This window comes from Nocardioides sp. Z38_18, from assembly GCF_058215695.1.
In genome coordinates, this window is sequence record NZ_JBZAJE010000001.1 from 1,731,005 (window position 1) to 1,757,118 (window position 26,114).

Consider the following 26,114-nt stretch of genomic DNA (forward strand, 5'->3'; position numbering starts at 1 on the left):
CTGTGGTGCGCCTCGCCATCTCGTAGGCGGGTTCCTTGCGTCGGGTTGCTCAGCCCACCACAGCGACCGAGTACGCCGTGCCGCGCTCTTCGCGCTGCCAGACCACGCCCTCGTTGCCCAGCCCTTCGGCCTTCAGCTCGCGCTTGAGCACCTTGTTCGTCGCAGTCCGCGGGAGGTCGTCCACGATCCGCACGAACCTCGGGCGTTGCTTGGGGCCGAGGTCCGGCTGGTCGGATAGGAACTGCTCGAAGTCGGCGGGGGAGATGTCTCCCGCCAGCACCAGCGCCGCGACCAGCTGGTCGCCGGACCTCGGGTCGGGGACGGCGTACACCGCGGCCTGCGCGATCGCGGGGTGGCGGACCAGGATGCGCTCGATCGGGGCGGCGGCGAGGTTCTCGCCGTCCACGCGGAGCCAGTCGGCGGTGCGGCCGGCGTAGTAGACCCAGCCGTCGGTGTCGCGGTAGGCGAGGTCGCCGCTCCAGTACATGCCGTCGCGCAGCCGCTCCGCGGTGGCGGCGTCGTCGTTGTAGTAGCCGGCGAACTGGCCGCCGCCGGTGGTGTTCACCAGCTCGCCGGTGGCCTCGTCGAGGTTGGTCACCCGGCCGGTGTCGTCGAAGGTGGCGCGCGGGCACTCCTGCCCCGTCTCCCGGTCCAGCACGGCGACGCCCGCCAGCGGCTGGCCCAGCGACCCCGCGGGGGTGCCGGGGATCCGGGAGATCACGATGGCGTTCTCGGTGGAGCCGAAGCCGTCGATCACGCGGCACCCGAACCGCTTCGCGAACGCCGCGATGTCGCGGTCCCCGGCCTCGTTGCCGAACGCCAGCCGCAGCGGGTTGTCGGCGTCGTCGGGCTGCTCGGGGGTGGCCAGCACGTAGGCGAGCGGCTTGCCGACGTAGTTGAGGTACGTCGCGCCGTACCGCCGCAGGTCGGGGAGGACCTGGTGCGCGGAGAACCTCTCCGCCAGCGCGACCGTGCCCCCGGTGACCAGCGCGGGTGCCCAGCCGGCCATCACCGCGTTGCTGTGGAACAGCGGCATCGACACGTAGTAGACGTCGTCACCGCTCAGACCGAGCCGCTCGACGAGGTAGCCGCCGGGATAGGTCACCTTCTCGTGGGTGATCCGCACGGCCTTCGGACTCCCGCTCGTGCCCGAGGTGAAGATCAGCATGAACAGCGAGTCCGGCTCCGGCGCGGCCTCCGGCACGACCCCGTCCGCCTCGGCCACCGCCCGCACCCAGTCGGGGTCATCGCTGGGGATCACGCGTACGCCGGACAGGTCGAGGTCATCGAGCAGGGGCAGGTGCCGCCGATCGGCGAGCACGAGCTGGCAGTCGGCCTTGACGATGTCGGCGAGGAGCGAGTCGCCGCGCCGGGTGGTGTTCAGCCCGACGGCGACGTGCGTGCCCAGCCCGGCCGCCGCGAGCTGGAAGGCCATCTCCGGGGTGTTGTCGAGCAGCAGCCCCACGTGCGGTGGGCGGGCCTCGTCGAGCAGCCCGCCGAGGACGCGCGAGCGCCGGGCTGCCTGCTCGACGTACTCGCGCCAGGTCCAGCGTTCGTCCCCCGCCAGGAGGGCCGGCCGGTCGTCCGCGAGCCGCCGGCACAGGGCGTCGCGGATCGTGCTCATGCGGAGGGGGTCTCCGCCGCCATCAGCGCACCGAGGGCCCGCGCGTGCTCGGTGGTGCCCCCCAGGGCGAACTCGTTGCGCTTGGCTGCGGTGAAGTAGCGGTGCGCCTCGCCGTCGAGGTCGATGCCGACGCCGCCGTGCACGTGCACGGTGGTGTGCGCGACCCGGTGCCCGGCGTCGGCCGACCACAGCTTCGCGGTCGCCAGGTCCTCGAGCGCGTCGAGGCCCTGACTCAGCTTCCACGCGGCCTGCCACATCGTCAGGCGCGCACCCAGCACGTCGATGTAGCCGTCCGCGAGACGCTGGGAGACGGCCTGGAAGGTGCCGATGGGCCGGCCGAACTGCTCCCGGGTCTTCGCGTACTCCGCGGTGAGGGACAGGGCGCCCTCCAGCGTGCCGAGCTGCTCGGCGCACAGGGCCAGCGTCAGGTGCCGGGAGAGCCACTCGGAGATCTCCAGCCCGTCGCCGATGGTGCCCAGCACCCGGTCCAGCGGCAGCGAGGCCCGGTCCAGCTCCAGCCGCGCCGCGACCTCGTTGCCGCTCAGCTGCTGCGGCACCACCGCCACGCCGGGGTCGTCGGAGTGCACCAGGAACACGGTGAGCCCGTTGGTCGTCTCGGCCGGGACCAGGAAGAGGTCCGCCAGCGGGCCGGACGGTACGACGACCTTGCTGCCGGTCAGCAGCCAGTGGGAGCCGTCGTTGTCGGCCCGGGTGATCGGCACGGCCGGGGCGAACTCGCGGTCCTCGGACAGGGCCGAGGTGAGGATGAACTCGCCGAGGCCGGCCACCGGCAGCCAGCGCGCCTGCTGGGTGACCGAGCCGAACCGGCTGATCGCCATCCCGGTGACGGCGTGCGCCCCGAGCGGGAGCGGGGCGACCTTGCGGCCGACCTCCACGAGCACGCTGCACAGCTCGAGCACGCCGAGCCCGGCACCGTTGTGCTCCTCGGGGATCGTGAGCGAGATCAGCCCCGAGTCGGCGAAGCGGCGCCACAGGTCGTGGTCGAACCGCGCTGCCGCGTTCTCGACCGCCTTGAGCGCGTCGGGGGTGCAGTGCTTGTCGAGGATGACCGCCGCGAGCTCTGCGGCCTCGACGCCGTCCGGGGTCTGGCTGAAGTCCATGGAGCTGCCTATCGCTTCGCGGCCGGGAGGCCGAGTCCGACGTACCCGATGATGTCGCGCTGGATCTCGTTGGTGCCGCCACCGAAGGTCATCACCAGCGAGGACCGGTAGTAGCGCTCCAGCCGGCCCCGCAGCACGGCGCCCGGGGAGGAGCCGGCCACCAGCGACTTGGGCCCGACCACCTCCATCAGGGAGCGGTAGACCTCGGTGGCCATCTCGGAGCCGTAGACCTTCGTCGCCGAGGCGTCGGCGGGGGAGAGGTCCTTCGTGGCGGAGGCGAGCTGCCAGTTCAGCAGCTTGAGCATGTCGGCCCGGGCGCGCGCACGTCCGAGCAGGACCTGGACCCACTCGGAGTCGATCACCCGGGACCCGTCGGAGTTGCGGGTCTGCTGGGCCCAGTCGGTGACCAGCGCGATGGAGTGGGTCACCGGGGCCGCGGAGGTCAGCGCCACCCGCTCGTGGTTGAGCTGGTTGGTCATCAGCGCCCAGCCGCCGTTGAGCTCGCCGACGAGGTTGTCGTGCGGCACCCGCACGTCCTCGTAGTAGGTGGCGCTGGTCCCGACGCCGGCGACCGTGTGCACCGGGGTGTAGGAGAAGCCGGGTGCATCGGCCGGCACCAGGATCATCGAGAGCCCCTTGTGGCGGGGCAGGTCGGGATCGGTACGGCAGGCGAGCCAGATGTAGTCGGCGTACTGGATCAACGAGGTCCACATCTTCTGGCCGTTGATCACCCACTCATCGCCCTCGAGGCGCGCCCGCGTCTTCAGGCTGGCGAGGTCGGTCCCGGACTCGGGCTCGGAGTACCCGATCGAGAAGTGCATCTCGCCCTTGAGGATCTTGGGCAGCATCTCCTGCTTCTGCGCGTCGGTGCCGAAGCGCATGATCGTGGGGCCGACGGTGTTCAGGGTCAGGTAGGGGATCGGTACGCCGGCGATCGCCGCCTCGTCGGTGAAGATCAGCTGGTCCATCATCGAGCGGTTCTGGCCGCCCCACTCCTCGGGCCAGCCGATGCCGAGCCACCCGTCGTGACCGACCTGGCGGATCACCTCGCGGTAGACGTCCGCGTTGCCGAACTCGCCGCCCTCGGCGTCGCCGTCACTGGCGCCGAAGTCGCTCGTGGCTGCGGCCAGGGCGGTACGTCGCTCCGGGGTCACCAGCTCCGCGAAGTAGTCACGCAGCTCTGCGCGCAACGCCTCCTGCTCGGCGCTCAGCGCAATGTGCATGTGGGCTCCTGACACGGGTTCCTGACACGGTTCGGGGACGACGCTGCCGGCAGAAAGACGGCAAATCGGCACCGGCGCAAAACTATAACCTGTTCTTGTTTCCCGGAACCGTTGCCAGGGTGCGACCTGCGCCTTAAGTTGACAGGTGTCAGGAATACCTCACAGATGTCAGGAACTCATGAGCCAGGACCTGCGCGGCAAGACCGCCATCGTGACCGGGGCCGGCTCCGGCATCGGACTCTCCCTCACCCGAGCCCTGGCCTCCGCCGGTGCCCACGTGGTCTGCGCCGACATCGACGCCGAGGCCGCCGAGCATGCAGCCGCGGGGTCTCCGAACGCGCGGGCCCTGACCCTCGACGTGACCGATGCGGCGGCGGTGCAGGCCGCGGTCGACGGCGTCGTCGCCGAGCACGGTCGCCTGGACCTGATCTTCAACAACGCCGGCATCTCCCTGGGCGGCGAGACCGAGGAACTCACCCTGGCGCACTGGGACTCGATCATCGACGTGAACATCCGCGGCGTGGTGCACGGAGTGGCGGCGGCGTACCCGGTGATGGTGAGGCAGGGGAGCGGCCACATCGTCAACACCGCCTCGATGGGAGGTCTGATGGCAGCCGGCCTGCTGACCAGCTACGTGATGACCAAGCACGCGGTGGTCGGGCTCTCGCTCGCGCTGCGCTCCGAGGCGGCCGCCAAGGGGGTCGGCGTCACGGCTGTGTGCCCCTCGGCGGTGGACACCCCGATCCTGGACAAGGGCGCCGTCGGGCGGTTCCACGGGCGCGACTACTTCCTCAAGGGCCAGGGCGTACGACGCCCGCACGACCCCGACGTCCTCGCCGCGGAGGTGCTCGCCGCCGTGGCGGCGAACCGGGCGCTGCTGGTGACCCCGCGCACCGCCCGGGCGACCTGGCTGGTCGGCCGGCTCGCACCGCGCACGACCCAGCAGATGTCGATCCGGTTCGTGGCCAAGCAGCGCAAGCTCCAGGCGGCCCGGGCCGAGGCCGCAGCGGTGGGACAGCGGCCCGGCAGGCTGGCCTCGCTACGCCAAAAACTATAACCTGTTCTTGTTTTGACGTTCGATCCACCTGGTTCGACGAGCACGGATGGAGAGGCACCCGCGATGAGCGAGACCCGATACCTCGACAAGGGCAAGCCGCCTGAGCGGTTCGCGCGTGGCTGGCACTGCCTCGGGCCCGTGGACCAGTTCCGGGACGGCAAGCCGCACGCGGTGCAGGCCTTCGGCGGCAAGCTCGTGGTGTGGGCGGCGACCGACGGCAAGCTCAACGTGCTCGACGGCTACTGCCGGCACATGGGCGGCGACCTCACCCAGGGGAGTGTCAAGGGCGACGAGATCGCCTGCCCGTTCCACGACTGGCGCTGGGGCGGTGACGGCAAGTGCAAGGCGATCCCCTACGCGCGCCGGATCCCGCTGCGCGCCCGCACCCAGAAGTACGAGACCGTCGAGCGCAACGGTCTGCTGATGATCTGGCACGACGTCGAGGGCAGCGCCGCCGACCACGACCTGCTGCCTCCCGAGCTCGACCGGATCCTGGACCCCGAGGTCTACACGGACTGGAGCTGGAACACCCTCGACGTGCCCGGCGCCCACTGCCGCGAGATCGTGGACAACGTCGTGGACATGGCGCACTTCTTCTACATCCACTTCGCCTTCCCGACGAGCTTCCGCAACGTCTTCGAGGGTCACATGGCCACCCAGTTCATGGAGTCCACCGGCCGCCCGGACATGGCCGGCGAGGGGTACGGCGACGAGGACCTGGTGCTCAAGTCGGAGGCGACGTACTTCGGACCGTCGTTCATGGTCAACTGGATCAAGAACGACTACAAGGGCTTCGTCACCGACGTGGTCCTGGTCAACTGCCACATCCCGACCGGGGACAACTCCTTCGTGCTGCAGTACGGCCTGAAGGTGCTCAAGCCCGAGGGGATGGACGCGAAGACCACCGACTACATCGGCAAGAAGTACACCCAGATGTTCGGTGACGGGTTCATGCAGGACGTGCACATCTGGCTGAACAAGGCCCCGGTGCAGAACCCGCTGCTCTGCGAGGAGGACGGGCCGGTCTACCAGCTGCGCCGCTGGTACGAGCAGTTCTACGTCGACAAGGCCGACGTCACCCCGGAGATGGCCGAGCGCTTCGAGTTCGAGGTCGACACCACCAAGGCCAACGAGTTCTGGCGCGCCGAGGTCTCCGAGAACCTCCAGAAGCGGGCCGCGGAGGAAGGGACCTCGGAGGACGCCCAGGAGAAGGTGGACGCGCCGACCGCTGCCGGCGGGGTCTGATGGTCTCGTTCGCCCCCACCAACCAGGAGACCCTGGAGGACCAGCGGCTCTACACCCAGGCGCGTCTGACCGAGGTGGCCTGCCTGGACTGCCTCGCCAAGGTCGGCGTGAAGAAGAACAGCGAGCACCACACCTCCATCCAGTGGCACGCCGGCGCGCTCTCGCAGTGCGCGGAGTTCCGCAAGATGGAGGGGCAGCCGGGGGGTCGCCACGTCTATGCCTCATGCTCTCGCTTGAGCTCCTCGATCGACCGCGCAGTGGCCGAGGGTGAGCTCGAGATCGGAGCAGAGGATGGCTACTGAGTCCTTCGTCCTGAAGGTGCTCGATGTCGTGGAGGAGACCGCGGACGCGCACTCCATCGTGTTCGAGGTGCCCGAGGAGCTGGCCGAGCAGTTCACCTACACGCCGGGACAGTTCCTGACGGTCGCCGTACCCAGTGAGCAGACCGGGCTGGCGGCGCGGTGCTACTCGCTGTCCTCGGCGCCGCACTCGGGGCGCCACCAGATCACGGTGAAGCGCACGGCCGAGGGCTACGCGTCGAACTGGATCTGCGACAACGTCCGGGTGGGTGACTCGCTGCGGGTGCTCCCGCCCAGCGGCATCTTCACCCCGCGCGAGCTCGACTCCGACCTGCTGCTGTTCGCCGGCGGGTCCGGGATCACCCCGGTGATGTCGATCGCGCGCAGCGCGCTGGAGAAGGGCCAGGGCAAGGTCGTCCTGTTCTACGCCAACCGCGACGAGAAGTCGGTGATCTTCGCCGAGGAGCTCGCGGCGCTCGGCCGGGAGTACGGCGAGCGGTTCGTCGTCGTGCACTGGCTTGAGTCGGTGCAGGGGCTTCCCGAGCCCGACCAGCTGAAGGCGTTCGCGGCGTACTTCTCCAGCCACACCGCTTTCGTCTGCGGCCCGCCGCCGTTCATGAAGTCGGTGGTGAGCAGCCTCAAGGAGCTCGGCTTCCCGCGCGACCGGCGCCACCAGGAGAAGTTCGTCTCGCTGGGCGGCAACCCGTTCGGTGACGTGGAGGAGATGCGGGCGGCGGCGAAGACCCTGGCCGACGCGGACGACCACGAGGACGACGACGAGCAGCCGGTCACGGGACCAATCGCGGTCGAGGTCGAGCTCGACGGCCAGGACTACTCCTTCGATGACTGGCAGGGCGACAAGCCCCTGCTCGACTTCCTGGAGGAGAAGGGGCTCGACGCCCCGTTCTCCTGCCGCGAGGGCAACTGCAGCGCCTGTGCCTGCGTGGTCCTGGAGGGCGAGGTGAGGATGAAGAACAACGAGGTGCTCGACAAGGAGGACCTCTCCGACGGGATCCGCCTGGTCTGCCAGTCGCTGCCGGCGAGCGAGAAGATCCGGATCACCTACAGCGGCTGACTGTGCCAAGGTGAGGTCATGACCGACCCGGTGAGCCGGAACCGCGTCGCGAGCCACGCCGCGACGGTGCGCTCCTGGGCGTTCTTCGCGTTCCTGGTGCTGATGCTGGTCTACCTGCTCGCGGACGCCTTGCTTCCGGGGCGCTCCTCCGAGACGACGTTGGGCCGCGGCCTGGAGGGGGCAGCCCTCGTCGCTCTAGCAGTCAGCGCGGCCGCCCAGGGAGTACTGCTCGTCGTCGTCGGCCGCCGCAACATGCAGAGTCGGCACGCCCTGACGAGGTCCGTCGTCGGCCGCTGGGCGCTGGCGGTGTTCGAGATCTGCGCCGTCACCATGCTGGTGATGCTGGTGCTGTTGTTCGTCGTGCCGATCTTCAGCGTCGACATCCTGGGCTGGGTGTTCGTGTCGTGCTTGCTGGTGTCCGTCCCGTCGGCGGTGGTGTGGCTGCTCGCCGAGGTTGTCTCAGGTTTCCGGGAACCCGTGGAGAGCTGAATGAGGGACGAGGACCGGATCGAGGAGCTGGTGCGGCGCTGGGCCGCCGCGGTCCATGCCGGAGACCTCGACGGTGTCCTCGCTGACCATGCCGAGGACATCGTGATGTTCGACGTACCCCCACCGGACCAGGGCGTCCGCGGGCTGGCTGCGTACCGTGACGTGTGGCCGGCCTTCTTCGGCTGGCAGCAGCAGGGTGCCGTCTTCGAGATCGACTCGCTCGAGGTCACTGCGGGGGAGGACGTCGCGTTCGCGCATGCGCTGCTCCGGTGCGACACCCCCGAGGGCCTGGCCGCGGCGCCGGACCGCCGGCTGCGGCTGACCCTGGGCCTGCGGCGGGAGGGCGACCGTTGGGTCGTCGCGCACGAGCACCACTCGTTCCCGCTGACCGAGTGAGCGTCCTGCAACACCACGATGCACTTCCGACGCCCCCGCCCGGCGGGATGTGGAAACGTCCGTGGCACAACCAACCCAGCAATGAGGTCAGCCCCGCCGACACCCGGAAACGACCTGGTGAGCGCTTCGGCCAGACGTCCGGACATGCCGAGATCCGGGATGTTCGGTGCGCAGATCAACGGCCCCATGCCACCCTGTGCCGGTGAACGCAAGCACGGAGTGGCGAGTATGGCATCGGCGCCAACACTCCGGCAGGTATCAAGGGGTTCCCAGGCGGCCAGCCGCGACGATCGTCGCGCTACTGATCGTCGCGCTACTGACCGCTGGTTGCGCAGCGGCCGAGCCGACGCGGACCCCGTCCCAAGAACCGGTCGCGACGCAGACCACCGAGGCACCGACCCCGACGAGGACGAAGGCTCCGGTCAAGCGCACCGGCGCCGCCGCCAGCGTGCCGCACCGCGTCATCATGGAGCAGCTGGCCAGGCGCGCGGAGCGCATCGCCGCGTCCATGGCCAGCGCCTCTCCCGAGGTGCTGCCCACCGACGTCGACCCCGACTCCAACCGCGGGCTCGGACATCGCTTGATGCTCCAGTTCGGCTTTGCGGCCGACCAGTGGCAGTACCTTGACGCGTTGTGGCAGCGCGAGTCCGGCTGGAACCACCTGGCCGAGAACGCCTCCTCAGGTGCCTATGGCATCCCGCAGTCGCTGCCGGGCTCGAAGATGGCGGACGTCGCTCCCGACTGGCGCACCAACGCGGAGACCCAGATCACCTGGGGGCTGGCCTACATCGCCGCGCGCTACGACAACCCCCAGGGCGCGTGGGGACACTCCCAGCGCGTCGGCTGGTACTGACGACGGGCCCGAGCGGTCGGGGCGAGCGGTGGATGGAGGAGCACCCGTCCAGTTAGATCGAGGCGTAGTTGGGTGCTGCGCAACTTCCGTTGAGGCCAGCCTTGTTCACGCCGTACTCAGCGTGCGTCTGTGTGTAGCCCGGGCGGCCTTTTCCCGCCACATCCGAGCGGCCTTGGGTTTCGCCCCCATGCCCGAGAGGCATACCGAGAGATTGTCAGGAACTTGCGCTGAGAACGCGTTGCTCCGCGTCTGCAGGGGTAACGCACTCATCTGCCGCGATCCGCGCGGTAGTCCGCAACGGGGGAAGTAGATCAGGCGTCGGTTGGATTGTGTTCTGAGCCTGATCGCGCTTCGAACCGCTCCCGTACGAAAAGTACGACAGCACCGCCCAGCCAAACCAGAGCCATCCACAGTGGCGACCCGCCACTCCAGTACGTCGCTAGGTGCGCGAGGCCACAAACCAGGTAGAGAATCCAGGAACGCGGCCAAAGGCGGCTCACAAGCGATCGTTGCGGGGGCCGCGTCAGCGTCACGTCTGAAGTATCACTCTTACTAGGTAGACCCGGCGCCCCGAACGGTGAGATTTGGATATCTAGTGGGTCGTCCGGATCTGCCGCGATCCGCGCGGTCATGCCGATGAGTGGTCGTGCGCGAAGCGCGTCACTCGGTTGGGGTGAGGCCTCGGTCAGACGCCAACGGTGAGGCTGCGCGCGATCTGGACGCGCCTCAGAGCAGCTTTAGGTCGCGCAGAGTCGCGACGAGGTAGCGACCGTAGGTGTCGGCGGTATCCACGGCGAGGTGTCCGTGCCGGGGACGCAGCCGCGGTAGGTCCCGCCGCCCGTGCCCGGTGCCCAACTCGTTACGCAGCGTCGCCAGCGCAACCTCAACCGAGGCCATGCCCGCGAAGAGTTGGTCAATGGCGTGCACCGCGCGCGATGAAGGTGCGGCGTGGTCGCGCGCGGCCAGCTCCTTGCGGACGACTTTCCCCAGCTTGCCGAAGTCGCCCTCGGGATAGGGGAGGTCGAGTAGCTCACAGGTAGCTCGATTGCACGCCTCGACCATCTCCTTGGCGGCTCCGATCGCATCGGAGATCTGCGGGCGGGTGCGGAGGCGCGACATGCGCGTGACGTACGAGTCGAACGCGGCTGGGTCGAGGAGCCCGGACTGCCGCACTTCGGCGAAGCGGGCCTCCACGGGTGCCGTGGTCGCTGTGGCGGCTTGCGGCAAACGGGAGAGCACGCGCTCGATCACCTCGACGCCTTCCTCGATGCGCGTCTGGCACTTGCTCGCCCGGCGGTTCGGGTCCCGTTCGTCATCGCGGTGCCACGACGGGGCGTAGTCGAGGGACACGTGGTCGCCTGCGGATCCGAGGTAGCGCGTCATCACCGCGTTGTTGCCGGAGCGCCACTTCTCCACTGACTCTGCGACGGCGGTCAGTCCACCGGTGCTCGGGGCCGACTGGAGCAACGCCGCGAGGCCCTTGAGGTTGGGATCGTACGGGGGCATCTGCGTTAGCTCGTCCCGAGCGGCGTCCAGACGTGCGCGCAAGTCGTTAGCTGTCCTGAGCCGCTTGCGCAGCTCGGCGCGGAACTTTGTCTCATCGCCAAAGACTCGGAGCGGGGGCTCAACCACGGCGTGAGATTACCTGTGTTGTGCACGGGGCCTGTCGATATTCGAGGTGGAGCAGGCAGTTCGACAACCGGCATACTGCGCCGTCGCTGCTCGAGACAAGGCGGGTCTGGACGGCCGACTCGCCCCAACACCCGCCAGGCGTCTCAGGACTGTCGAGAACGTCCCACCCGAGGCTCGTCGTGCCGCTCACTCACTTGTGCTCGCACCATGCGTGGAGGCTACGGCGCGCTCGACGTCCGGATCTGCCGCGATCCGCGCGGTCATGCCGATGTCGGATGGTCTGTAACCGGTGAGTCGTCAGACAGCGTCTATGGACTCCACGTGAAAGTACGCCGTGATTCGGCGACCCTCGGTAACGACGATGACGCCGCCTTCGCCCACGCGCTGCGGAGGCACGTTGTCCTCGAGCAGCCACTGGGCATCCGCCTCGGACCGCCACGCTGCACGGTCCCGCACGCGGAGCACCACCGATGCAAGCCCCGAGTCGACTGTCGCCGGTGGAACGAAGCCCGTTGCGGCGTAGTCCTTGTCGGCTGGGGTGGGTGGTGGACCGGATTCCCGCCCACCCTGTTCTGGCGTCAGCCACACCACGTATCCGTGGAACGGCAGAGGCTCATCGAGGCGCACACCAAAAGTGTTATTCAGATCGAGGCGCTACGCACGGGTCTTGCAAGAACGTTCTCATCTGCCGCGATCCGCGCGGTCGCTGGAGTGCATCCTCGTCGTGAGCCCGCCATGGTGGCGGCGTCGATGATCTGGTTTGCCGGCCTCGAGCTAGGCGACTGGTTGCAGGCGGCGGACCTTGGGAGTGCCAGCGGCCCGCTCGGTGGCGAGGTCGTAGGCCGCCTGCATGGCGAGCCAGGCGCGTGCGGTTCCCACGCCGGCCTCTTCGAGGCGGACGGCGAGGTTGGAGCTGATCCGGGCATGACCGTGCAGCACGCGGCTCAACGTCACACGGGAGATGCCGAGCCGTGAGGCGGCCTCGCTGACGCTGAGGCCGATGTCGGCGAGCACGTCCTCACGCAGGATCTCGCCGGGGTGGACGGGGTTCTTCATCATGGGCCTCTCCTTCCTGTTCAGTGGTAATCCTGATAGTCGACCAGTTCGACATCCGATTCGATGAATCGGAATGTGATCCGCCAGTTCCCGTTCACCCACATCGAGTAGTGCCCGGCCAAGTCGCCCTTGAGTCTGTGGGTCCGGAACGATGGGATCGCCAGGTCGTCGAGGCTTTGGGCCACGTCCAGAGCCGAAAGGATTCGGAGCAGCTTCGGGACGTGGTCGGCTTGGACGCCCTTCTTCACACCGTCGCGGTACAACTTCTCAAGCCCCTTGTGCCGGAAGCTCACGATCACTCTCACACTGTATCGCGTAACGTGACACGATACAATGATGTTCGCCGCTGTCGGCTCGCGTCCCGTTCCTGCCGGATGCCCTGGTGTCGGGCGCCCTACCAGCCGCGCTCGCGCCACTCCTCGAGGTGGGGCCGCTCGTTGCCGAGGACGGAGTCGTTGCCGTGGCCGGGGTAGAACCAGGTCTCGTCGGGGAGTCGGTCGAACACCTTGGTGCTGACCTCCTCGACGAGGGTCTGGAACGCCTCGGCGTCGCCGAAGGTGTTGCCCACCCCACCGGGGAAGAGGCTGTCGCCGGTCCACAGGTGCGGGGTGCCCTCGGGGTCGTCGTACAGCAGCGCGATCGAGCCGGGAGTGTGCCCGACGAGGTGGATCACCTCGAGGCGGCAGTCGCCGAACTCGATCGTGTCACCTTGCTGGACCCGGTCGTCGACCGTGACGCCGGTCTGCTCGGTGATCGCTTCCGAGTCGGGCTCGCCAGCCACCACGACGGCGCCGGTCGCGGCGACGACGTCGGCCAGGGCGCGGTGGTGGTCCCAGTGCTGGTGCGTGGTGATCACCTTGCTCAGCCCGCCGTCGCCGATCAGCGTGCGCAACCGCTCCGGCTCCGCGGCCGCGTCGATGAGCACCTGCTCGTCGGTGGCGCGGCAGCGCAGCAGGTAGCAGTTGTTGGACATGTCCGGGTCCACCGCCAGCTTGGAGATGATCAGGCCCGCGAGCTCGCGGGTGTCGGGGGGACCGCCGGGGGAGACCTCGCCGGAGTAGGGACCGCTGTCGCCGATGCTCGCTGCCATGGGGGTCAGCCTAGGGCGAGCTCGAAGTCGGCGAAGTCGAAGCCCGGGGAGACCAGGCAGCTCACCAGCGCGTCGGCGGCGCCCGGCAGGGTGCGCTGCCAGACGCCGGCGGGCACCAGCGCCTGGGTCTGCTGGCCGGCGGCGTGGTCGGTGCCCACGGTGGTCGAGGACTCCGGAGACGGTGTGGGGCCGGAGCCACCCAGCTCGAGCGTGACGCTCCCGAGGTGGGCGAGCCAGATCTCGTCGGAGGCGACCCGGTGCCACGCGGAGCACTCGCCGGCGGGCAGCAGGAAATGGATCAGGGAGGCGGTGGGCCGGGCGCGCCCGTCGGGGAGTACGACGGTCTCCGGCGCCGCCCAGGACCGCCGGAACCACCCGCCCTCCGGGTGCGGTGCCAGGTCGAGTGCTGCCGCGAGCGCGGGTCGGTCGTCCATGGGCCCACAGGCTAGGGGCTAGAGGGGTTCCGTCTCGACGTCGTCGACGATCGGCAGGAACACCGACTGCAGCCTGGTGCGCGGCGGGGCCACCGACTGGGGCCCGAAGACCCGGGCACGCAGGGGCGCGGTGCACACTCCGAGCGGCGCGGTGAGCAGGTAGGCGCATGCGACCACCAGCCCGGTGGTCGCGGCGTCCACCGCCAGGCCCACCACCAGCGCGGCGCCCAGGACGGTGGTGACCACGCGAGCCTGGCTCGTGTCGGGGGCGAGCAGGCCGCGGAACGACCGGAACCGGACGGTGGTGATCATCAGCAACGCCGGGATGATGCTCACGGCCACCGGGACCAGCATCCACGGGCCGTGCTCGGGGGTCCCGAGCCCCAGGATGGTGGCGATCACCACCAGGGTCGCGCCCGGGCTGGGCAGCCCGACGAAGTACTTCTTGTCCGCCATCGGGTTCACGGTGACGTTGAACCGGGCCAGCCGGAACGCCGCGCACGCCAGCCAGAAGAACGCGGACAGCCAGGCGATCACCGGGTTCTCCGGCAGCGCCCACGTGTGCACCAGCACGGCCGGGGCCAGGCCGAAGGAGACCAGGTCGGCGAGCGAGTCGAGCTGTACGCCGAACGGGGAGGTTGCTCCGACGAGACGCGCAACGGCGCCGTCGGCGATGTCGAGCACGATCGACCCGGCCAGCATGATCGCGGCCCAGTGGAACTCGTCGGCGAACGCCAGCAGGATCGCCGAGAACCCGCAGGCCATGTTCCCGGTGGTGAACATGCTGGGTGCGGTGACCCGCAACCGCTCCTTGGGGTTCAGCTGCCGCAGCGAGACGACCTCGGCGCCCGAGGGGGACTGCAACCGCCAGCGGTCGAGCAGCCGGCGGTTGGGCTTATCCGCAGCGCGGCTCAGGGGGTGCTCCCGCGATCGGGGGAGGACCACCGTGCGATCACGGTCTCGCCCGCGACGGTGCGGTCACCCTTCTGCGCCACCAGCTCGACGCCGGGCGGGACGAAGACGTCCATCCGCGAGCCGAACTTCATCAGCCCGATGCGCTCGCCGGTCCGCAGCACGTCGCCGGCCCGCACCCGGGTGACCACCCGGCGCGCCACCAGGCCCACGATCTGCCGGAACACCACCCGGCGCTCCTCACCAGCCACGGTGTCGACCAGGGTGATCTCGCTGCGCTCGTTCTCGGTGGCGCTCTCGAAGCGGTAGGCCGCGTGCCACTTGCCGGGGCGATAGGTCACTTCCTCGACCCGGCCGCTGTAGGGCGTCCGGTTGATGTGCACGTCGAAGACCGACAAGAAGATGCTGATCTGCTGCCACTGGCCAGCGGGCGCGACCCCGACCTGGCCCGGCCCGGCGTACATCACCAGGCCGTCGGCGGGCGCCACCACGAGGTCGGCGTCGACGGCTTCGCGGTCCGGCGTACGGTCGGGGTCGCGGAAGAACGCAGCCAGCGCCACCGGCAGGGCCGTCAGTGCTCCCGCGGTGCGGCGGTGGCCGGTCAGGGCGGCAGCCAGGGCGGGTACACAGCCCACGGCGACGGCCGAGACGGCGGCGCGGTCGATGTAGCGAATGATGGAGGACACGGTTGAGCAGCCTAGATGCTGGGTATTCACGGTGCTCTGGCCACCCGCTCCACGGCTTGCCATCTCCGCTAGGATGGCGAACACTTGTTCGAACAACTCGTATCCACAACAGGGGTCTCATTTCGTGACGGATCAACTGGTCATTCGGGGTGCGCGTGAGCACAACCTCAAGGACGTCTCCCTCGATCTGCCTCGCGACTCGCTGATCGTCTTCACCGGCCTCTCCGGCTCGGGCAAGTCCAGCCTCGCCTTCGACACGATCTTCGCCGAGGGTCAGCGCCGCTACGTCGAGTCGCTCTCGGCGTACGCCCGCCAGTTCCTCGGCCAGATGGACAAGCCCGACGTGGACTTCATCGAGGGCCTGAGCCCCGCGGTCTCCATCGACCAGAAGTCCACCTCGAAGAACCCCCGCTCGACCGTCGGCACGATCACCGAGGTCTACGACTACCTCCGCCTGCTCTACGCCCGCGCCGGCCGCCCGCACTGCCCCGTCTGTGGCGCCCCCATCGAGCGGCAGACCCCGCAGCAGATCGTCGACCGCGTTCTCCAGCTCGAGGAGGGCACCCGGTTCCAGGTCCTCGCCCCGGTGATCCGCGGCCGCAAGGGCGAGTACGTCGAGCTGTTCCGCAGCCTGCAGTCCCAGGGCTTCAGCCGCGCCCGCGTGAACGGCGAGACCGTGCAGCTCGCCGACATGATCGACGGCCCGCCGAAGCTGGAGAAGCAGAAGAAGCACACCATCGAGGTGGTCGTCGACCGGCTCTCGGCCAAGGCGTCCTCCAAGCGCCGGCTCACCGACTCCATCGAGACCGCCCTCAACCTCGCCTCCGGCCTGGTGATCCTGGACTTCGTCGACCTCGACGACAAGGACCCCCAGAAGGAGATGCGGTTCTCCGAGAAGATGTCGTGCCCCAACGAGCACGACATCGAGACCGACGAGCTCGAGCCGCGCTCGTTCTCGTTCAACTCGCCCTTCGGTGCCTGCCCCGAGTGCCACGGAATCGGCACCCGCCTCGAGCTGGACCCCGAGCTGGTGATCTCCGACCCCGGCGCCACCCTCGGCGAGGGCGCCATCGGTCCGTGGTCGGGCGCGCACGTCCGGGACTACTTCATCCGGCTCCTCGGGGCGCTCGGCGACGAGCTCGGCTTCGACCTGAACACGCCCTGGGAGGACCTCCCCGCGAAGGCGCGCAAGGCGATCCTCGAGGGCCACTCGACCAAGGTGCACGTCCAGCACACCAACCGCTACGGCCGCAAGCGGTCCTACTACACCGCGTTCGAGGGCGTCCGCCCCTACATCGAGCGCCGGCACCGCGAGGCGGAGACCGACACCAGCCGGGACCGCTTCGAGGAGTTCATGCGCGAGGTGCCCTGCCCGGTCTGCCACGGCACCCGCCTCAAGCCCGTCTCGATGGCGGTCACCCTGGGGGACAAGGACGCCGGCGGGCTCAACATCGCCGAGGTGTGCCGACTCCCGATCGACGAGGCCTCGGCCTACCTCAACGGCGTGGAGCTGTCCTACCGGGAGCGCCAGATCGCCGACCGGGTGCTCAAGGAGATCCAGGAGCGGCTGCGGTTCCTGCTCGACGTCGGCCTGGACTACCTCTCGCTCGACCGTCCCTCGGCCACCCTGTCGGGCGGCGAGGCGCAGCGGATCCGGCTGGCCACCCAGATCGGCGCCGGCCTCGTCGGGGTGCTCTACGTCCTCGACGAGCCCTCGATCGGCCTGCACCAGCGCGACAACAAGCGACTGATCGAGACCCTGGTCCGGCTCAAGGAGCTCGGCAACACCCTGATCGTGGTCGAGCACGACGAGGACACGATCATGGCCGCCGACTGGGTCGTCGACATCGGGCCCGGGGCAGGCGAGCACGGCGGTCAGGTGGTGCACTCCGGCACCGTCAAGCAGCTGCTCAAGCACCGCGACTCCGAGACCGGGCTCTACCTCTCCGGCCGCAAGTCGATTCCCGTCCCCGACGTACGCCGCCCGGTGACTCCGGGGCGTGAGCTCAAGGTCCACGGCGCCCACGAGAACAACCTGAAGAACGTCGACGTCGCGTTCCCGCTGGGGTGCTTCGTCGCGGTCACCGGGGTCTCCGGGTCCGGCAAGTCCACACTGGTCAACGACATCCTGTACACCTCGCTTGCCAAGCAGATCTACAACGCCCGCACCGTCCCCGGACGGCACCGCAAGATCACCGGCGTCGACCTCGTGGACAAGGTGATCCACGTCGACCAGTCGCCGATCGGGCGTACGCCGCGCTCCAACCCGGCGACGTACACCGGGGTCTGGGACCACGTCCGCAAGCTGTTCGCCTCCACCCCGGAGGCCAAGATGCGTGGCTACCTTCAGGGCCGGTTCTCGTTCAACGTCAAGGGCGGCCGCTGCGAGGCGTGCTCCGGCGACGGGACGCTCAAGATCGAGATGAACTTCCTGCCCGACGTCTACGTCCCGTGCGAGGTCTGCCACGGCGCGCGCTACAACCGCGAGACGCTCGAGGTGCACTACAAGGGCAAGACGGTCGCCGACGTGCTGAACATGCCGATCGAGGAGGCGGTGGAGTTCTTCGCCGCGATCCCGGCGATCTCGCGCCACCTGACCACGCTCGTCGAGGTCGGCCTCGGCTACGTCCGTCTCGGCCAGCCGGCCACCACCCTGTCCGGCGGCGAGGCACAGCGGGTCAAGCTGGCCAGCGAGCTGCAGAAGCGGTCCACCGGACGCACCGTCTACGTGCTCGACGAGCCCACGACCGGCCTGCACTTCGAGGACATCCGCAAGCTGCTCGGCGTGCTGTCCAGCCTGGTCGACAAGGGCAACACCGTCCTGGTGATCGAGCACAACCTCGACGTGATCAAGACCGCCGACTGGGTCGTGGACATGGGCCCCGCCGGAGGGAACAAGGGCGGCACCGTGGTCGCCACCGGCACCCCGGAGCAGGTCGCGGCCCACGAGGGCAGCTTCACCGGCGAGTTCCTCGCTCCGCTCCTGGCCGGCACCGCGCGCACCCCACAGCCGGCGCCCAGGAAGAGCAGGGCGGGCGCAAAGGCCCGCAAGGTTTCCTCCAGCAAGTAAGGTTGAAGCGACAACCACAGCTATCTGGAGGTCAGATGTCACAGAGCAACGATGCGACAACAGGGAAGGCCTCGCGCCGGACTCTGGTCACGGGGGTCGTCGGGCTCGGAGTGGGCGTTCCGCTGGTGGCCGCCTGCGGTTCGGACTCGAACGGCGGCGGGTCCACGGGGTCCGGGGGCACCGACGGGCAGGGGAGCGGCAGCACCACCTCCACCGGCGGCATCGCGAAGACCTCGGAGGTCCCGGTCGGCAGCGGCAAGATCTACAAGGCCGAGAAGGTCGTGGTGACCCAGCCGACCGACGGCGAGTTCAAGGCGTTCAGCGCGATCTGCACCCACCAGGGCTGCCCGGTGACCAAGATCGAGGGCGACGAGATCGAGTGCACCTGCCACGGCAGCAAGTTCTCGATCACCGACGGGTCCGTGATCGACGGCCCGGCCGAGCAGCCGCTGGACAAGCTGACGGCCACCGTCGACGGCGAGAGCATCAGCGTCAGCTGATCAGCCGCCCGCCTTGACGGTGAGGACGGGACAGGTCGCGTCGAGCAGGACGTGCTGGGCCGTGCTGCCGAGGAGTAGCTTGCCCACCGGCGTACGCCGCCGCAGCCCGAGCACGATCAGGTCCGCGGAGGAGCGCAGCGCCGCGCCCAGGAGGACCTCGGCGGCGGGCCTGGCGTCGTTGAGCTGGAGCACCTCGTGCTCGACCCCCGCCCCGGTGAGCTCCTCCTCGATCGCGTCGAGGTCCTGGCCGCTGGCATAGCTGGGGTGCGAGTTGTCCCCGAGGTGGCCGGTGTTCACGACCACGACCCGGGCACCGCTCTCCACGGCCGCCTGCTTGGCGTACTCGAAGGCGGCCTGGCCCTCGGGGGAGGGCAGGTAGCCGACCACGATGGTGCCGACGAGCCGGCTCATCGCACGCTCTGCTCGTCCTCGGGCACCGTCATCGCCCCGGTCATGATCGCCACGGCGTCCTGCATCGAGTGCGACTCGGGGGTGATCACGGCCGCTCGGCCGCCGAGGCGCTGGATGTGGATCCGGTCCGCGGTCTCGAACACGTTGGGCATGTTGTGGCTGATCAGGATCACCCCGAGGCCCCGGTCGCGCAGGTCGCGCACCAGCCGCAGCACCTGCTCGGTCTCGCGTACGCCGAGGGCGGCCGTCGGCTCGTCGAGGATGGCGATCTTGCTTCCGAACGCGCCGGTGCGAGCGACTGCCACGATCTGGCGCTGGCCGCCTGAGAGGGTCTCCACCGCTTGGTTGATGTTCTGCAGGGTCGAGATGCCGAGGCTCTTGATGTGGTCGGAGGCGTGCTGGCGCATCGCCTTCTGGTCGAGCATCCGCAGCACCGACCCCGCGAAGCCCTTCCGCCGGATCTCGCGGGCGAGGTAGAGGTTGCTGGCGATGTCGAGCGCCGGCGCGACTGCGAGGGTCTGGTAGACGGTCTCGATCCCCGCAGCCCGAGCCTCCTGCGTGGACCGGAAGGCGACCTCGCGGCCCTCGACCTTCAGGGTGCCGCGGTCGGGGACCATCGCGCCGGACAGGCACTTGATCAGCGTCGACTTGCCAGCGCCGTTGTCGCCGATCACCGCCAGCACCTCGCCGGGGTACAGGCGCAGGTCGACGCCGCGCAGGCCCACCACCCGGCCGAACAGCTTCACCAGCCCCTGCGCCTCCAGGATGGGCTGGTCCGCGCTCCGGGCCGCCTGGGTCGCTCCTCGGGTCTCGGTCATGCCTTCACCCTTCTGATCCACTGGTCCACCGAGACCGCCAGGATCACCAGGATCCCGGTGGCCAGCACCTGGTAGTTCGGGTCGACGCCGGCCAGGGCGAGACCGCTGTTGAACACCTGCACGATCAGGGCGCCGATCAGCGTGCCGATCACCAGCCCGCGGCCGCCGAACAGGCTGGTGCCGCCGATCACCACCGCCGTGATGCTCAGCAGGTTGTAGTTCAGGCCGGCGTTGGGGTCGGCGCCACCGACCCGGCCACAGACGATCCAGGCGGCGACGCCGACGGTCACCCCGGCGACGACGTAGGCGCTGAGGAGCACCCGGTCGGTCGAGATGCCCGCGAGCCGGGAGGCCTCACGGTCGTCGCCGGTGGCGTAGAGGTGCCTGCCCCAGGCGGTGTTGCGCAGCGCGAACCCGACCACGGCGTAGAGCACCAGCATCAGCACCACGCCCCAGGTCACGCTGACGTTGCCGATGCTGATCGTCTCGCCCGTCCACACCAGGAAGGCATCGGGCGGCAGCGCGATCGTCTGGCCCGCGGCGTAGAGCAGCGAGATCGCGGTGAAGATCGAGAAGGTCCCGAGGGTCACGATGAACGGCGGCAGGTTCAGCCGGGTCACCAGCAGCCCGTTGACCAGGCCGGTGAGGATCGCGACACCGATCCCGATCAGCAGCGCGATCGGCCCGGGCACCCCCTGGTCGGCGTTCAGCTTCACCATCACCAGCGACGAGAGCACCATCGCCATCCCGATCGACAGGTCGATCCCGGCCGTGAGGATGATCAGCGTCTGGCCCACCGCCAGCGCGCCGACGACCGCCACCTGCTGCACCAGGAGCGAGAGCGCCTGCGGCCGCAGGAAGTTGTCGGCGACGACGCCGAAGATGATCACGCCGAGCACCAGGACGATGAGTGGGCTCAGCGCCGGGTTGCCGTGCAGGACGTGCTGGACGCGTTGAGCCGGTGTGTGCCGCGTGGGCACCAGGTCGTCCGCCGAGGCCGGTGCCTCGGCGGTCGATGACCTTTCGTCGTTCACGGTGCGCTCCTCTTCTCGTCCAGCCCCAGTTCTCGTCCGGCCCCAGTTCTCGTCCAGCCCTAGTCGCCCCAGCAGGCCTTCTTGCCCTCCGCCACGGTCTGGCTCTCGATGCCCTCCAGCGGCTCCGCGGTGACCAGGGCGGTCCCCGTGTCCAGGAACGTCTGCCCCGCGTCGAGAGACGGCGCGTCCTCGCCCTTCGCGATGGCGGTGACGGCGGAGACGCCGAGCTGCGACATCTTGCCGGGGTACTGCGTGGCGTCCGCGGCGAAGATGCCCTTCTCCACGTCCTCCATCCCACGGCAGCTGCCGTCGATCGAGACGATGAACGCCTTGTCCTCGTGCCCGTCCGCCTTCAGGGCGTTGTGGGCGCCCTCGCCCGCGGGCTCGTTGATCGTGTAGACCACGTTGATGTCCGGGTTGCGGGACAGGCACTGCTCCATCGCCTGCCGACCGCCGTCGACGGCGCCCTGGGTCGCCTGGTGGCAGGCGATCTCGTAGGTCCCACCCTTGCCGCCGGTGTAGCGCCCGGACTTCTCCTCCTTGGCGTTCAGCGTCTTGCTGCCGGGATCGATCCCCATGCCCTCGAGGAAGCCGTGGTCGCGGTCCACGTCGACGGAGACCACCTGGTCGTCGTAGAGGTCGAGCATGGCGATCACGGCCGGCTTGCCGTCGAGTCGCTGGGCGGCGTACTCCCCGATCAGCCGGCCGGCCTTGAAGTTGTCGGTCGCGTAGGTGAGGTCGGCCGTCTTCGGAGGGTCCAGGGGCGTGTCCAGCGCGATCACGAACAGCCCGAAGTCCTTGGCCTGGCGCAGGGCTGCGTTGACGGCGGGGCCGTTGGAGGTGATCAGGATGCCCTTGTCGCCACGGGCCATCGCCGTGTTGATCGCGTTGATCTGGGTCTGGGTGTCCCCGTCGGCGTTGCCGGTCGCGACCGAGAGCCGCGCGCCGGACTTGCGTGCCTGGGCGCTGGCGGAGTCCTTCATCGCCACGAAGTAGGGGTTGCTCTGCGTCTTCAGGATCAGCGCGACGCCGGTCCGGTCGTCGTCGCTGCCGCCGCAGCTGGAGAGGAGACCGGAGACGAGCAGGGACACCAGTAGCAGGGCCACGGCCACGACTGCCCGCCGTGGGCCCGAGTCACCACCACGCAGGACAGTCGGCATCCGAGGGCCTCCAAGCTCCACCTTCAGGTCTAGCCCCAGTGGGGGAGTCGCGCAACCCCCCCGGCCCCCACGGGTACGGCGCTGTCCCCGGGCCCTCGTAGGGTTGAGCCCGTGGCCGATCCCTCGACGTACCGTCCGGAGCCGGGGTCCATCCCTACCCAGCCGGGCGTCTACCGGTTCCGCGACAAGGACGGCCGCGTCGTCTACGTCGGCAAGGCGAAGAGCCTGCGGCCGCGGCTCTCGTCGTACTTCCAGGACCTGGCGAACCTGCACCCGCGCACGGCCACGATGGTCACCACCGCGTGCTCGGTGGAGTGGACCGTGGTCGCCACCGAGGTCGAGGCGCTCCAGCTGGAGTACTCCTGGATCAAGGAGTTCGACCCGCGGTTCAACGTCAAGTACCGCGACGACAAGTCCTACCCCTGGCTCGCGATCACCATGAACGAGGAGTTCCCCCGGGTGATGGTGGGGCGGGGTGCGAAGAAGAAGGGCGTGAAGTACTTCGGCCCCTACGGGCACGCCTGGGCGATCCGCGAGACCGTCGACCTGCTGCTGCGGGTCTTCCCGATGCGCTCGTGCAGCAACGGCGTCTTCCGGCGCTCGGAGCAGATCGGCCGCCCGTGCCTGCTCGGCTACATCGACAAGTGCTCGGCGCCGTGCGTCGGGCGGGTCGACGCCGAGGAGCACCGCGCGATCGCCGAGGACTTCGCGGAGTTCATCGGTGGTCGCACCGACTCCTTCGTCAAGCGCGTCGAGCGCGAGATGTACGCCGCCTCCGCGGCCCAGGACTACGAGCGAGCCGCCCGGCTGCGCGACGACCTCGGGGCGCTGAACAAGGCGCTGCAGAAGCAGGCGGTCGTCTTCGGCGACGGCACCGACGCCGACGTGATCGCACTGGCCGAGGACCCGCTCGAGGTGGCGGTGCAGATCTTCCACGTCCGCCACGGCCGGATCCGCGGCCAGCGCGGCTGGGTCGCGGACCGGGTGGAGGACATCGACACCGCCGGCCTGGTCGGGGAGTTCCTCCTCCAGCTCTACGCCGGGGAGGAAGGGGACTCGATCCCGCGCGAGATCCTGGTGCCGGAGATGCCCCCGGACGCGGACACCTTCGAGCAGCTGCTGTCGGAGACCCGGGGGAGCAAGGTCTCGATCCGGGTGCCCCGCCGCGGCGACAAGCGCGCGCTGCAGGAGACCGTCGCCAAGAACGCCGCCCAGTCGCTCGCGCTGCACAAGACCAAGCGCGCCAGCGACCTCACCGTCCGCAACCAGGCGCTGGAGGAGATCCAGGAGGCGCTCGACCTGCCCTCCGCCCCGCTGCGCATCGAGTGCTACGACGTCTCGAACCTGCAGGGCACCGAGGTGGTGGCCTCGATGGTGGTCTTCGAGGACGGGTTGCCCCGCAAGAGCGAGTACCGCCGGTTCGTGATCCGCGGGGTGGACGGCCAGAACGACGTCGCCTCGATGCACGAGGTGATCAGCCGCCGCTTCCGGCGGATGCTCGACGAGCGGATGGACAGCCCCGAGCTGCCCGGCGGGGAGATCGACCGGGACGCGACCGCCGGCCCGATGCTGGTGGACCCCGAGACGGGCCGCCCCAGGAAGTTCGCCTACGTCCCCGGCCTCGTCGTCGTCGACGGCGGCCCGCCGCAGGTCGCGGCGGCCCAGCGGGCCCTGGACGAGCTCGGGATCGACGACGTACCGCTGTGCGGCCTGGCCAAGCGGCTCGAGGAGGTGTGGGTGCCGGGGGAGCAGGATCCGGTGATCCTGCCGCGCTCGAGCGAGGGCCTCTACCTGCTCCAGCGGATCCGTGACGAGGCCCACCGGTTCGCGATCACCCACCACCGCTCGCGCCGCTCCAAGACGATGGTGGAGAGCCTGCTGGACGACGTCCCGGGCCTCGGCGAGGTGCGCCGCAAGACACTGATCAAGCACTTCGGGTCACTTCGCAAGCTCAGGACTGCCACTATCGAGCAGATCGCCGAGGTCCCGGGCATCGGGACCCGCACCGCCACGGCGATCTCGGAGGCGGTTTCGCGCTCGCCACGCGGCGCCTCCGTGAACACGGCGACCGGAGAGATCGAGGAGCACTGATGGAGACCCCGCCCGACAAGATCGGCGAGCTCGTGGTGGTGACCGGGATGACCGGGGCCGGGCGAAGCACGGCTGCCAAGGAGCTCGAGGACCTCGGCTACTACGTCGTGGACAACCTGCCCCCCGAGCTCGTCGCCGACCTCGTCCGCCTCGTCGACGACAAGCAGGGCGTCGGTCAGCCGGTCGCGGCGGTGGTGGACGTACGTGCCGGGGTGTTCTTCGAGTCGCTGCGCAAGCAGCTGGCGATGGCGCTCCCGACCCGCCGTACCTCGTTGCTCTACCTGGAGGCCCGAGACGACATCCTGGTTCGCCGCCAGGACGCGGCCCGGCGCCCGCACCCGCTGCAGGGCAGCGGACGCCTGCTCGAGGGAATCGCCCGCGAGCGCAAGGTGATGGCGGACCTGCGCGGCGACGCCGACCTGGTCATCGACACCACCTCACTGAACGTCAACCAGCTCAAGAGCACCGTCGCCCGCGCCTTCGGCACCCGTGAAACCGTCCGGCAGCGGATCACCGTGCTCAGCTTCGGGTTCAAGTACGGCGTCCCGGTGGACGCCGACCTGATGGCCGACATGCGCTTCCTGCCCAACCCGCACTGGGTCCCGGAGCTGCGGGAGCGCACCGGCCTGGAGACCGACGTCGCGGCGTACGTCCGGGACCGCAAGGACGCCCAGGAGTTCCTGGACCGCTACGTGCCGGTGATCGAGACCGTCGACGCCGGCTACGCGCGCGAGGGCAAGCGCTTCATGACCGTGGCCATCGGCTGCACCGGCGGCAAGCACCGCAGCGTCGCGATGACCGAGGAGATCGTGGCCCGGCTCCGGGCGAGCGGGCTCGAGGCAGAGGCCTCGCACCGCGACCTGGGGCGGGAGTAGTCCTTGAAGCTCTGGTCCACAGAACCCTCCGTCGTCGCGTTGGGTGGCGGGCACGGCCTCGCGGCCTCGCTGACCGCCCTGCGCACCGTGACGACCGACCTCACCGCGGTGGTCACCGTGGCCGACAACGGCGGCTCCTCCGGCAGGCTGCGCGACGAGTTCGGGGTGCTCCCGCCCGGTGACCTGCGGATGGCGCTCGCAGCGCTGTGCGGGGACGACCGGTGGGGGCAGACCTGGGCGCGGGTGCTGCAGCACCGGTTCGAGTCCGAGGGCGAGATGGACGGGCACTCGCTGGGCAACCTGCTCATCGTCACCCTCTGGGAGCTGCTGCCCGACCACGTCGAGGGCCTCGACTGGGTCGCCGGGCTGCTCGGGGCACGGGGACGGGTGCTGCCGATGTCCTTGTCCCCGCTGGACATCACCGCCGAGGTACGCGGCGCGGGGGAGGACCCCGACGAGATCTCCACGGCCCGCGGGCAGGTCGAGGTGGCGACGACCCCGGGCGAGGTGCTCTCGGTCAGCCTGGTGCCCGAGGACGCCCCGGCGTGCCCGGAGGCCGTCGCGGCCATCCGGGAGGCCGACTGGGTCGTGCTCGGGCCGGGTTCCTGGTACTCCAGCGTGATCCCGCACCTCCTGGTGCCCGAGCTGCGGGAGGCGCTGTGCTCCACCCAGGCCCGGGTGGTCGTCTCGTTGAACCTGGAGCCGGACATGGACGAGACACGGGGCTACGACCTGGCCGACCATCTCGACGTACTCCGGCGGCATGCGCCTGACCTGCGGATCCACACCGTTCTGGCCGATCCGTCCGCGGTGCGGGACAGCGGCCGGCTGCAGGAAACGGTGGCTGCCGCGGGCGCCAGGCTGGAGATCGCGGACGTCGCGTCGGCCGAGCCCGGTGTCCACGACCCGCAAAAACTTGCCGCCACTTATGCGCGTGTCTTCGCGGCGAACTAAGGTGACCGC

At 69.5% G+C, this 26,114-nt stretch carries 27 protein-coding genes; 12 read left to right on the plus strand and 15 right to left on the minus strand.

Annotation, left to right across the window (positions count from 1 at the left end):
* Nucleotides 1–49: 49 nt before the first annotated feature.
* The 3 genes from AC4BGC_RS08295 to AC4BGC_RS08305 are packed head-to-tail and all read right to left on the minus strand — an operon-like array spanning nucleotide 50 to nucleotide 3,968.
* A complete protein-coding gene (locus AC4BGC_RS08295; RefSeq protein ID WP_490555140.1) occupies nucleotides 50–1,624 on the minus strand; it encodes an AMP-binding protein in 1,575 nt (524 codons plus the stop codon).
* The gene (locus AC4BGC_RS08300; protein WP_490544299.1) at nucleotides 1,621–2,745 is read right to left on the minus strand and encodes an acyl-CoA dehydrogenase family protein; all 1,125 of its coding nucleotides are present in this window, start codon (nucleotides 2,743–2,745) and stop codon (nucleotides 1,621–1,623) included. The genes AC4BGC_RS08295 and AC4BGC_RS08300 overlap by 4 nt, the downstream gene beginning before the upstream one ends.
* Nucleotides 2,746–2,753: 8 nt before the next feature.
* Entirely contained in the window at nucleotides 2,754–3,968 is a 1,215-nt protein-coding gene (locus AC4BGC_RS08305) for an acyl-CoA dehydrogenase family protein (RefSeq protein ID WP_490555141.1), read from the minus strand.
* 178 nt (nucleotides 3,969–4,146) lie between these two features.
* Between AC4BGC_RS08305 and AC4BGC_RS08310 the strand changes: the two genes are divergently transcribed.
* From AC4BGC_RS08310 to AC4BGC_RS08340, 7 genes are all read left to right on the plus strand, one after another.
* Complete coding sequence (locus AC4BGC_RS08310) at nucleotides 4,147–5,025, plus strand: SDR family oxidoreductase (RefSeq protein WP_490555142.1); 879 nt, start codon at nucleotides 4,147–4,149, stop codon at nucleotides 5,023–5,025.
* Nucleotides 5,026–5,088: 63 nt separating this feature from the next.
* Nucleotides 5,089–6,270: a 3-ketosteroid-9-alpha-monooxygenase, oxygenase component gene (locus AC4BGC_RS08315; protein ID WP_490544296.1), complete on the plus strand. Its 1,182-nt coding sequence runs from the start codon at nucleotides 5,089–5,091 to the stop codon at nucleotides 6,268–6,270.
* A complete protein-coding gene (locus tag AC4BGC_RS08320) occupies nucleotides 6,270–6,572 on the plus strand; it encodes a hypothetical protein (protein WP_490544295.1) in 303 nt (100 codons plus the stop codon). Before AC4BGC_RS08315 ends, AC4BGC_RS08320 begins: the two co-directional genes overlap by 1 nt.
* The gene (locus AC4BGC_RS08325; protein ID WP_490555143.1) at nucleotides 6,562–7,644 is read left to right on the plus strand and encodes a 2Fe-2S iron-sulfur cluster-binding protein; all 1,083 of its coding nucleotides are present in this window, start codon (nucleotides 6,562–6,564) and stop codon (nucleotides 7,642–7,644) included. Before AC4BGC_RS08320 ends, AC4BGC_RS08325 begins: the two co-directional genes overlap by 11 nt.
* 18 nt (nucleotides 7,645–7,662) lie before the next feature.
* The gene (locus AC4BGC_RS08330; protein WP_490555144.1) at nucleotides 7,663–8,133 is read left to right on the plus strand and encodes a hypothetical protein; all 471 of its coding nucleotides are present in this window, start codon (nucleotides 7,663–7,665) and stop codon (nucleotides 8,131–8,133) included.
* Nucleotides 8,134–8,529, plus strand: a complete 396-nt coding sequence (locus tag AC4BGC_RS08335; protein WP_490555145.1) for a YybH family protein — start codon at nucleotides 8,134–8,136, stop codon at nucleotides 8,527–8,529.
* A gap of 466 nt (nucleotides 8,530–8,995) precedes the next feature.
* Complete coding sequence (locus tag AC4BGC_RS08340) at nucleotides 8,996–9,382, plus strand: aggregation-promoting factor C-terminal-like domain-containing protein (RefSeq protein ID WP_490544291.1); 387 nt, start codon at nucleotides 8,996–8,998, stop codon at nucleotides 9,380–9,382.
* Nucleotides 9,383–10,108: 726 nt separating this feature from the next.
* Here the strand turns inward: AC4BGC_RS08340 and AC4BGC_RS08345 are convergent.
* The 8 genes from AC4BGC_RS08345 to AC4BGC_RS08380 form a co-directional block, all read right to left on the minus strand.
* On the minus strand, nucleotides 10,109–11,014 hold the full coding sequence (locus AC4BGC_RS08345; protein ID WP_490555146.1) for an abortive infection family protein: 906 nt from the start codon (nucleotides 11,012–11,014) through the stop codon (nucleotides 10,109–10,111).
* 297 nt (nucleotides 11,015–11,311) lie between these two features.
* Nucleotides 11,312–11,641: a hypothetical protein gene (locus AC4BGC_RS08350; protein ID WP_490544288.1), complete on the minus strand. Its 330-nt coding sequence runs from the start codon at nucleotides 11,639–11,641 to the stop codon at nucleotides 11,312–11,314.
* A 147-nt stretch (nucleotides 11,642–11,788) separates the two neighbouring features.
* Nucleotides 11,789–12,073 carry a HigA family addiction module antitoxin gene (locus AC4BGC_RS08355; RefSeq protein WP_490544287.1) on the minus strand — a complete coding sequence of 95 codons (285 nt, stop codon included), beginning with the start codon at nucleotides 12,071–12,073 and terminating at the stop codon, nucleotides 11,789–11,791.
* A gap of 17 nt (nucleotides 12,074–12,090) precedes the next feature.
* Nucleotides 12,091–12,369 carry a type II toxin-antitoxin system RelE/ParE family toxin gene (locus AC4BGC_RS08360; protein WP_490555147.1) on the minus strand — a complete coding sequence of 93 codons (279 nt, stop codon included), beginning with the start codon at nucleotides 12,367–12,369 and terminating at the stop codon, nucleotides 12,091–12,093.
* Between the two features lie 95 nt (nucleotides 12,370–12,464).
* Nucleotides 12,465–13,160: an MBL fold metallo-hydrolase gene (locus tag AC4BGC_RS08365; protein ID WP_490555148.1), complete on the minus strand. Its 696-nt coding sequence runs from the start codon at nucleotides 13,158–13,160 to the stop codon at nucleotides 12,465–12,467.
* A gap of 5 nt (nucleotides 13,161–13,165) precedes the next feature.
* A complete protein-coding gene (locus AC4BGC_RS08370; protein WP_490555149.1) occupies nucleotides 13,166–13,594 on the minus strand; it encodes a cupin domain-containing protein in 429 nt (142 codons plus the stop codon).
* 18 nt (nucleotides 13,595–13,612) lie between these two features.
* Nucleotides 13,613–14,539: a CDP-diacylglycerol--serine O-phosphatidyltransferase gene (pssA, locus tag AC4BGC_RS08375; RefSeq protein ID WP_490555150.1), complete on the minus strand. Its 927-nt coding sequence runs from the start codon at nucleotides 14,537–14,539 to the stop codon at nucleotides 13,613–13,615.
* A complete protein-coding gene (locus tag AC4BGC_RS08380; protein WP_490555151.1) occupies nucleotides 14,506–15,192 on the minus strand; it encodes a phosphatidylserine decarboxylase in 687 nt (228 codons plus the stop codon). Before AC4BGC_RS08380 ends, pssA begins: the two co-directional genes overlap by 34 nt.
* A 124-nt stretch (nucleotides 15,193–15,316) precedes the next feature.
* Between AC4BGC_RS08380 and uvrA the strand changes: the two genes are divergently transcribed.
* Together uvrA and AC4BGC_RS08390 are read left to right on the plus strand one after the other, a co-directional pair.
* Nucleotides 15,317–18,262 carry an excinuclease ABC subunit UvrA gene (gene uvrA / locus AC4BGC_RS08385; RefSeq protein ID WP_490555152.1) on the plus strand — a complete coding sequence of 982 codons (2,946 nt, stop codon included), beginning with the start codon at nucleotides 15,317–15,319 and terminating at the stop codon, nucleotides 18,260–18,262.
* A gap of 35 nt (nucleotides 18,263–18,297) precedes the next feature.
* Nucleotides 18,298–18,762 carry a Rieske (2Fe-2S) protein gene (locus AC4BGC_RS08390; protein WP_490555153.1) on the plus strand — a complete coding sequence of 155 codons (465 nt, stop codon included), beginning with the start codon at nucleotides 18,298–18,300 and terminating at the stop codon, nucleotides 18,760–18,762.
* Here the strand turns inward: AC4BGC_RS08390 and AC4BGC_RS08395 are convergent, their stop codons facing one another.
* Genes AC4BGC_RS08395 through AC4BGC_RS08410 form a run of 4 tightly spaced genes read right to left on the minus strand, consistent with a single transcriptional unit; the run spans nucleotide 18,763 to nucleotide 22,185 of the window.
* Nucleotides 18,763–19,173: a universal stress protein gene (locus AC4BGC_RS08395; protein ID WP_490555154.1), complete on the minus strand. Its 411-nt coding sequence runs from the start codon at nucleotides 19,171–19,173 to the stop codon at nucleotides 18,763–18,765.
* A complete protein-coding gene (locus AC4BGC_RS08400; RefSeq protein ID WP_490544278.1) occupies nucleotides 19,170–19,991 on the minus strand; it encodes an ATP-binding cassette domain-containing protein in 822 nt (273 codons plus the stop codon). Before AC4BGC_RS08400 ends, AC4BGC_RS08395 begins: the two co-directional genes overlap by 4 nt.
* The gene (locus AC4BGC_RS08405) at nucleotides 19,988–21,025 is read right to left on the minus strand and encodes an ABC transporter permease (protein ID WP_490555155.1); all 1,038 of its coding nucleotides are present in this window, start codon (nucleotides 21,023–21,025) and stop codon (nucleotides 19,988–19,990) included. The genes AC4BGC_RS08400 and AC4BGC_RS08405 overlap by 4 nt, the downstream gene beginning before the upstream one ends.
* 59 nt (nucleotides 21,026–21,084) lie before the next feature.
* Nucleotides 21,085–22,185, minus strand: coding sequence for a substrate-binding domain-containing protein (locus AC4BGC_RS08410; protein WP_490555156.1), 1,101 nt, complete (start codon nucleotides 22,183–22,185; stop codon nucleotides 21,085–21,087).
* Between the two features lie 111 nt (nucleotides 22,186–22,296).
* On the opposite strand from AC4BGC_RS08410, the gene uvrC reads away from it, so the two are divergent.
* Genes uvrC through AC4BGC_RS08425 form a run of 3 tightly spaced genes read left to right on the plus strand, consistent with a single transcriptional unit; the run spans nucleotide 22,297 to nucleotide 26,105 of the window.
* Nucleotides 22,297–24,276 carry an excinuclease ABC subunit UvrC gene (uvrC, locus tag AC4BGC_RS08415; protein WP_490555157.1) on the plus strand — a complete coding sequence of 660 codons (1,980 nt, stop codon included), beginning with the start codon at nucleotides 22,297–22,299 and terminating at the stop codon, nucleotides 24,274–24,276.
* Complete coding sequence (rapZ, locus tag AC4BGC_RS08420; protein ID WP_490555158.1) at nucleotides 24,276–25,151, plus strand: RNase adapter RapZ; 876 nt, start codon at nucleotides 24,276–24,278, stop codon at nucleotides 25,149–25,151. Before uvrC ends, rapZ begins: the two co-directional genes overlap by 1 nt.
* Nucleotides 25,152–25,154: 3 nt before the next feature.
* Nucleotides 25,155–26,105, plus strand: a complete 951-nt coding sequence (locus AC4BGC_RS08425; RefSeq protein WP_490555159.1) for a gluconeogenesis factor YvcK family protein — start codon at nucleotides 25,155–25,157, stop codon at nucleotides 26,103–26,105.
* The last annotated feature ends 9 nt before the right edge of the window (nucleotides 26,106–26,114 follow it).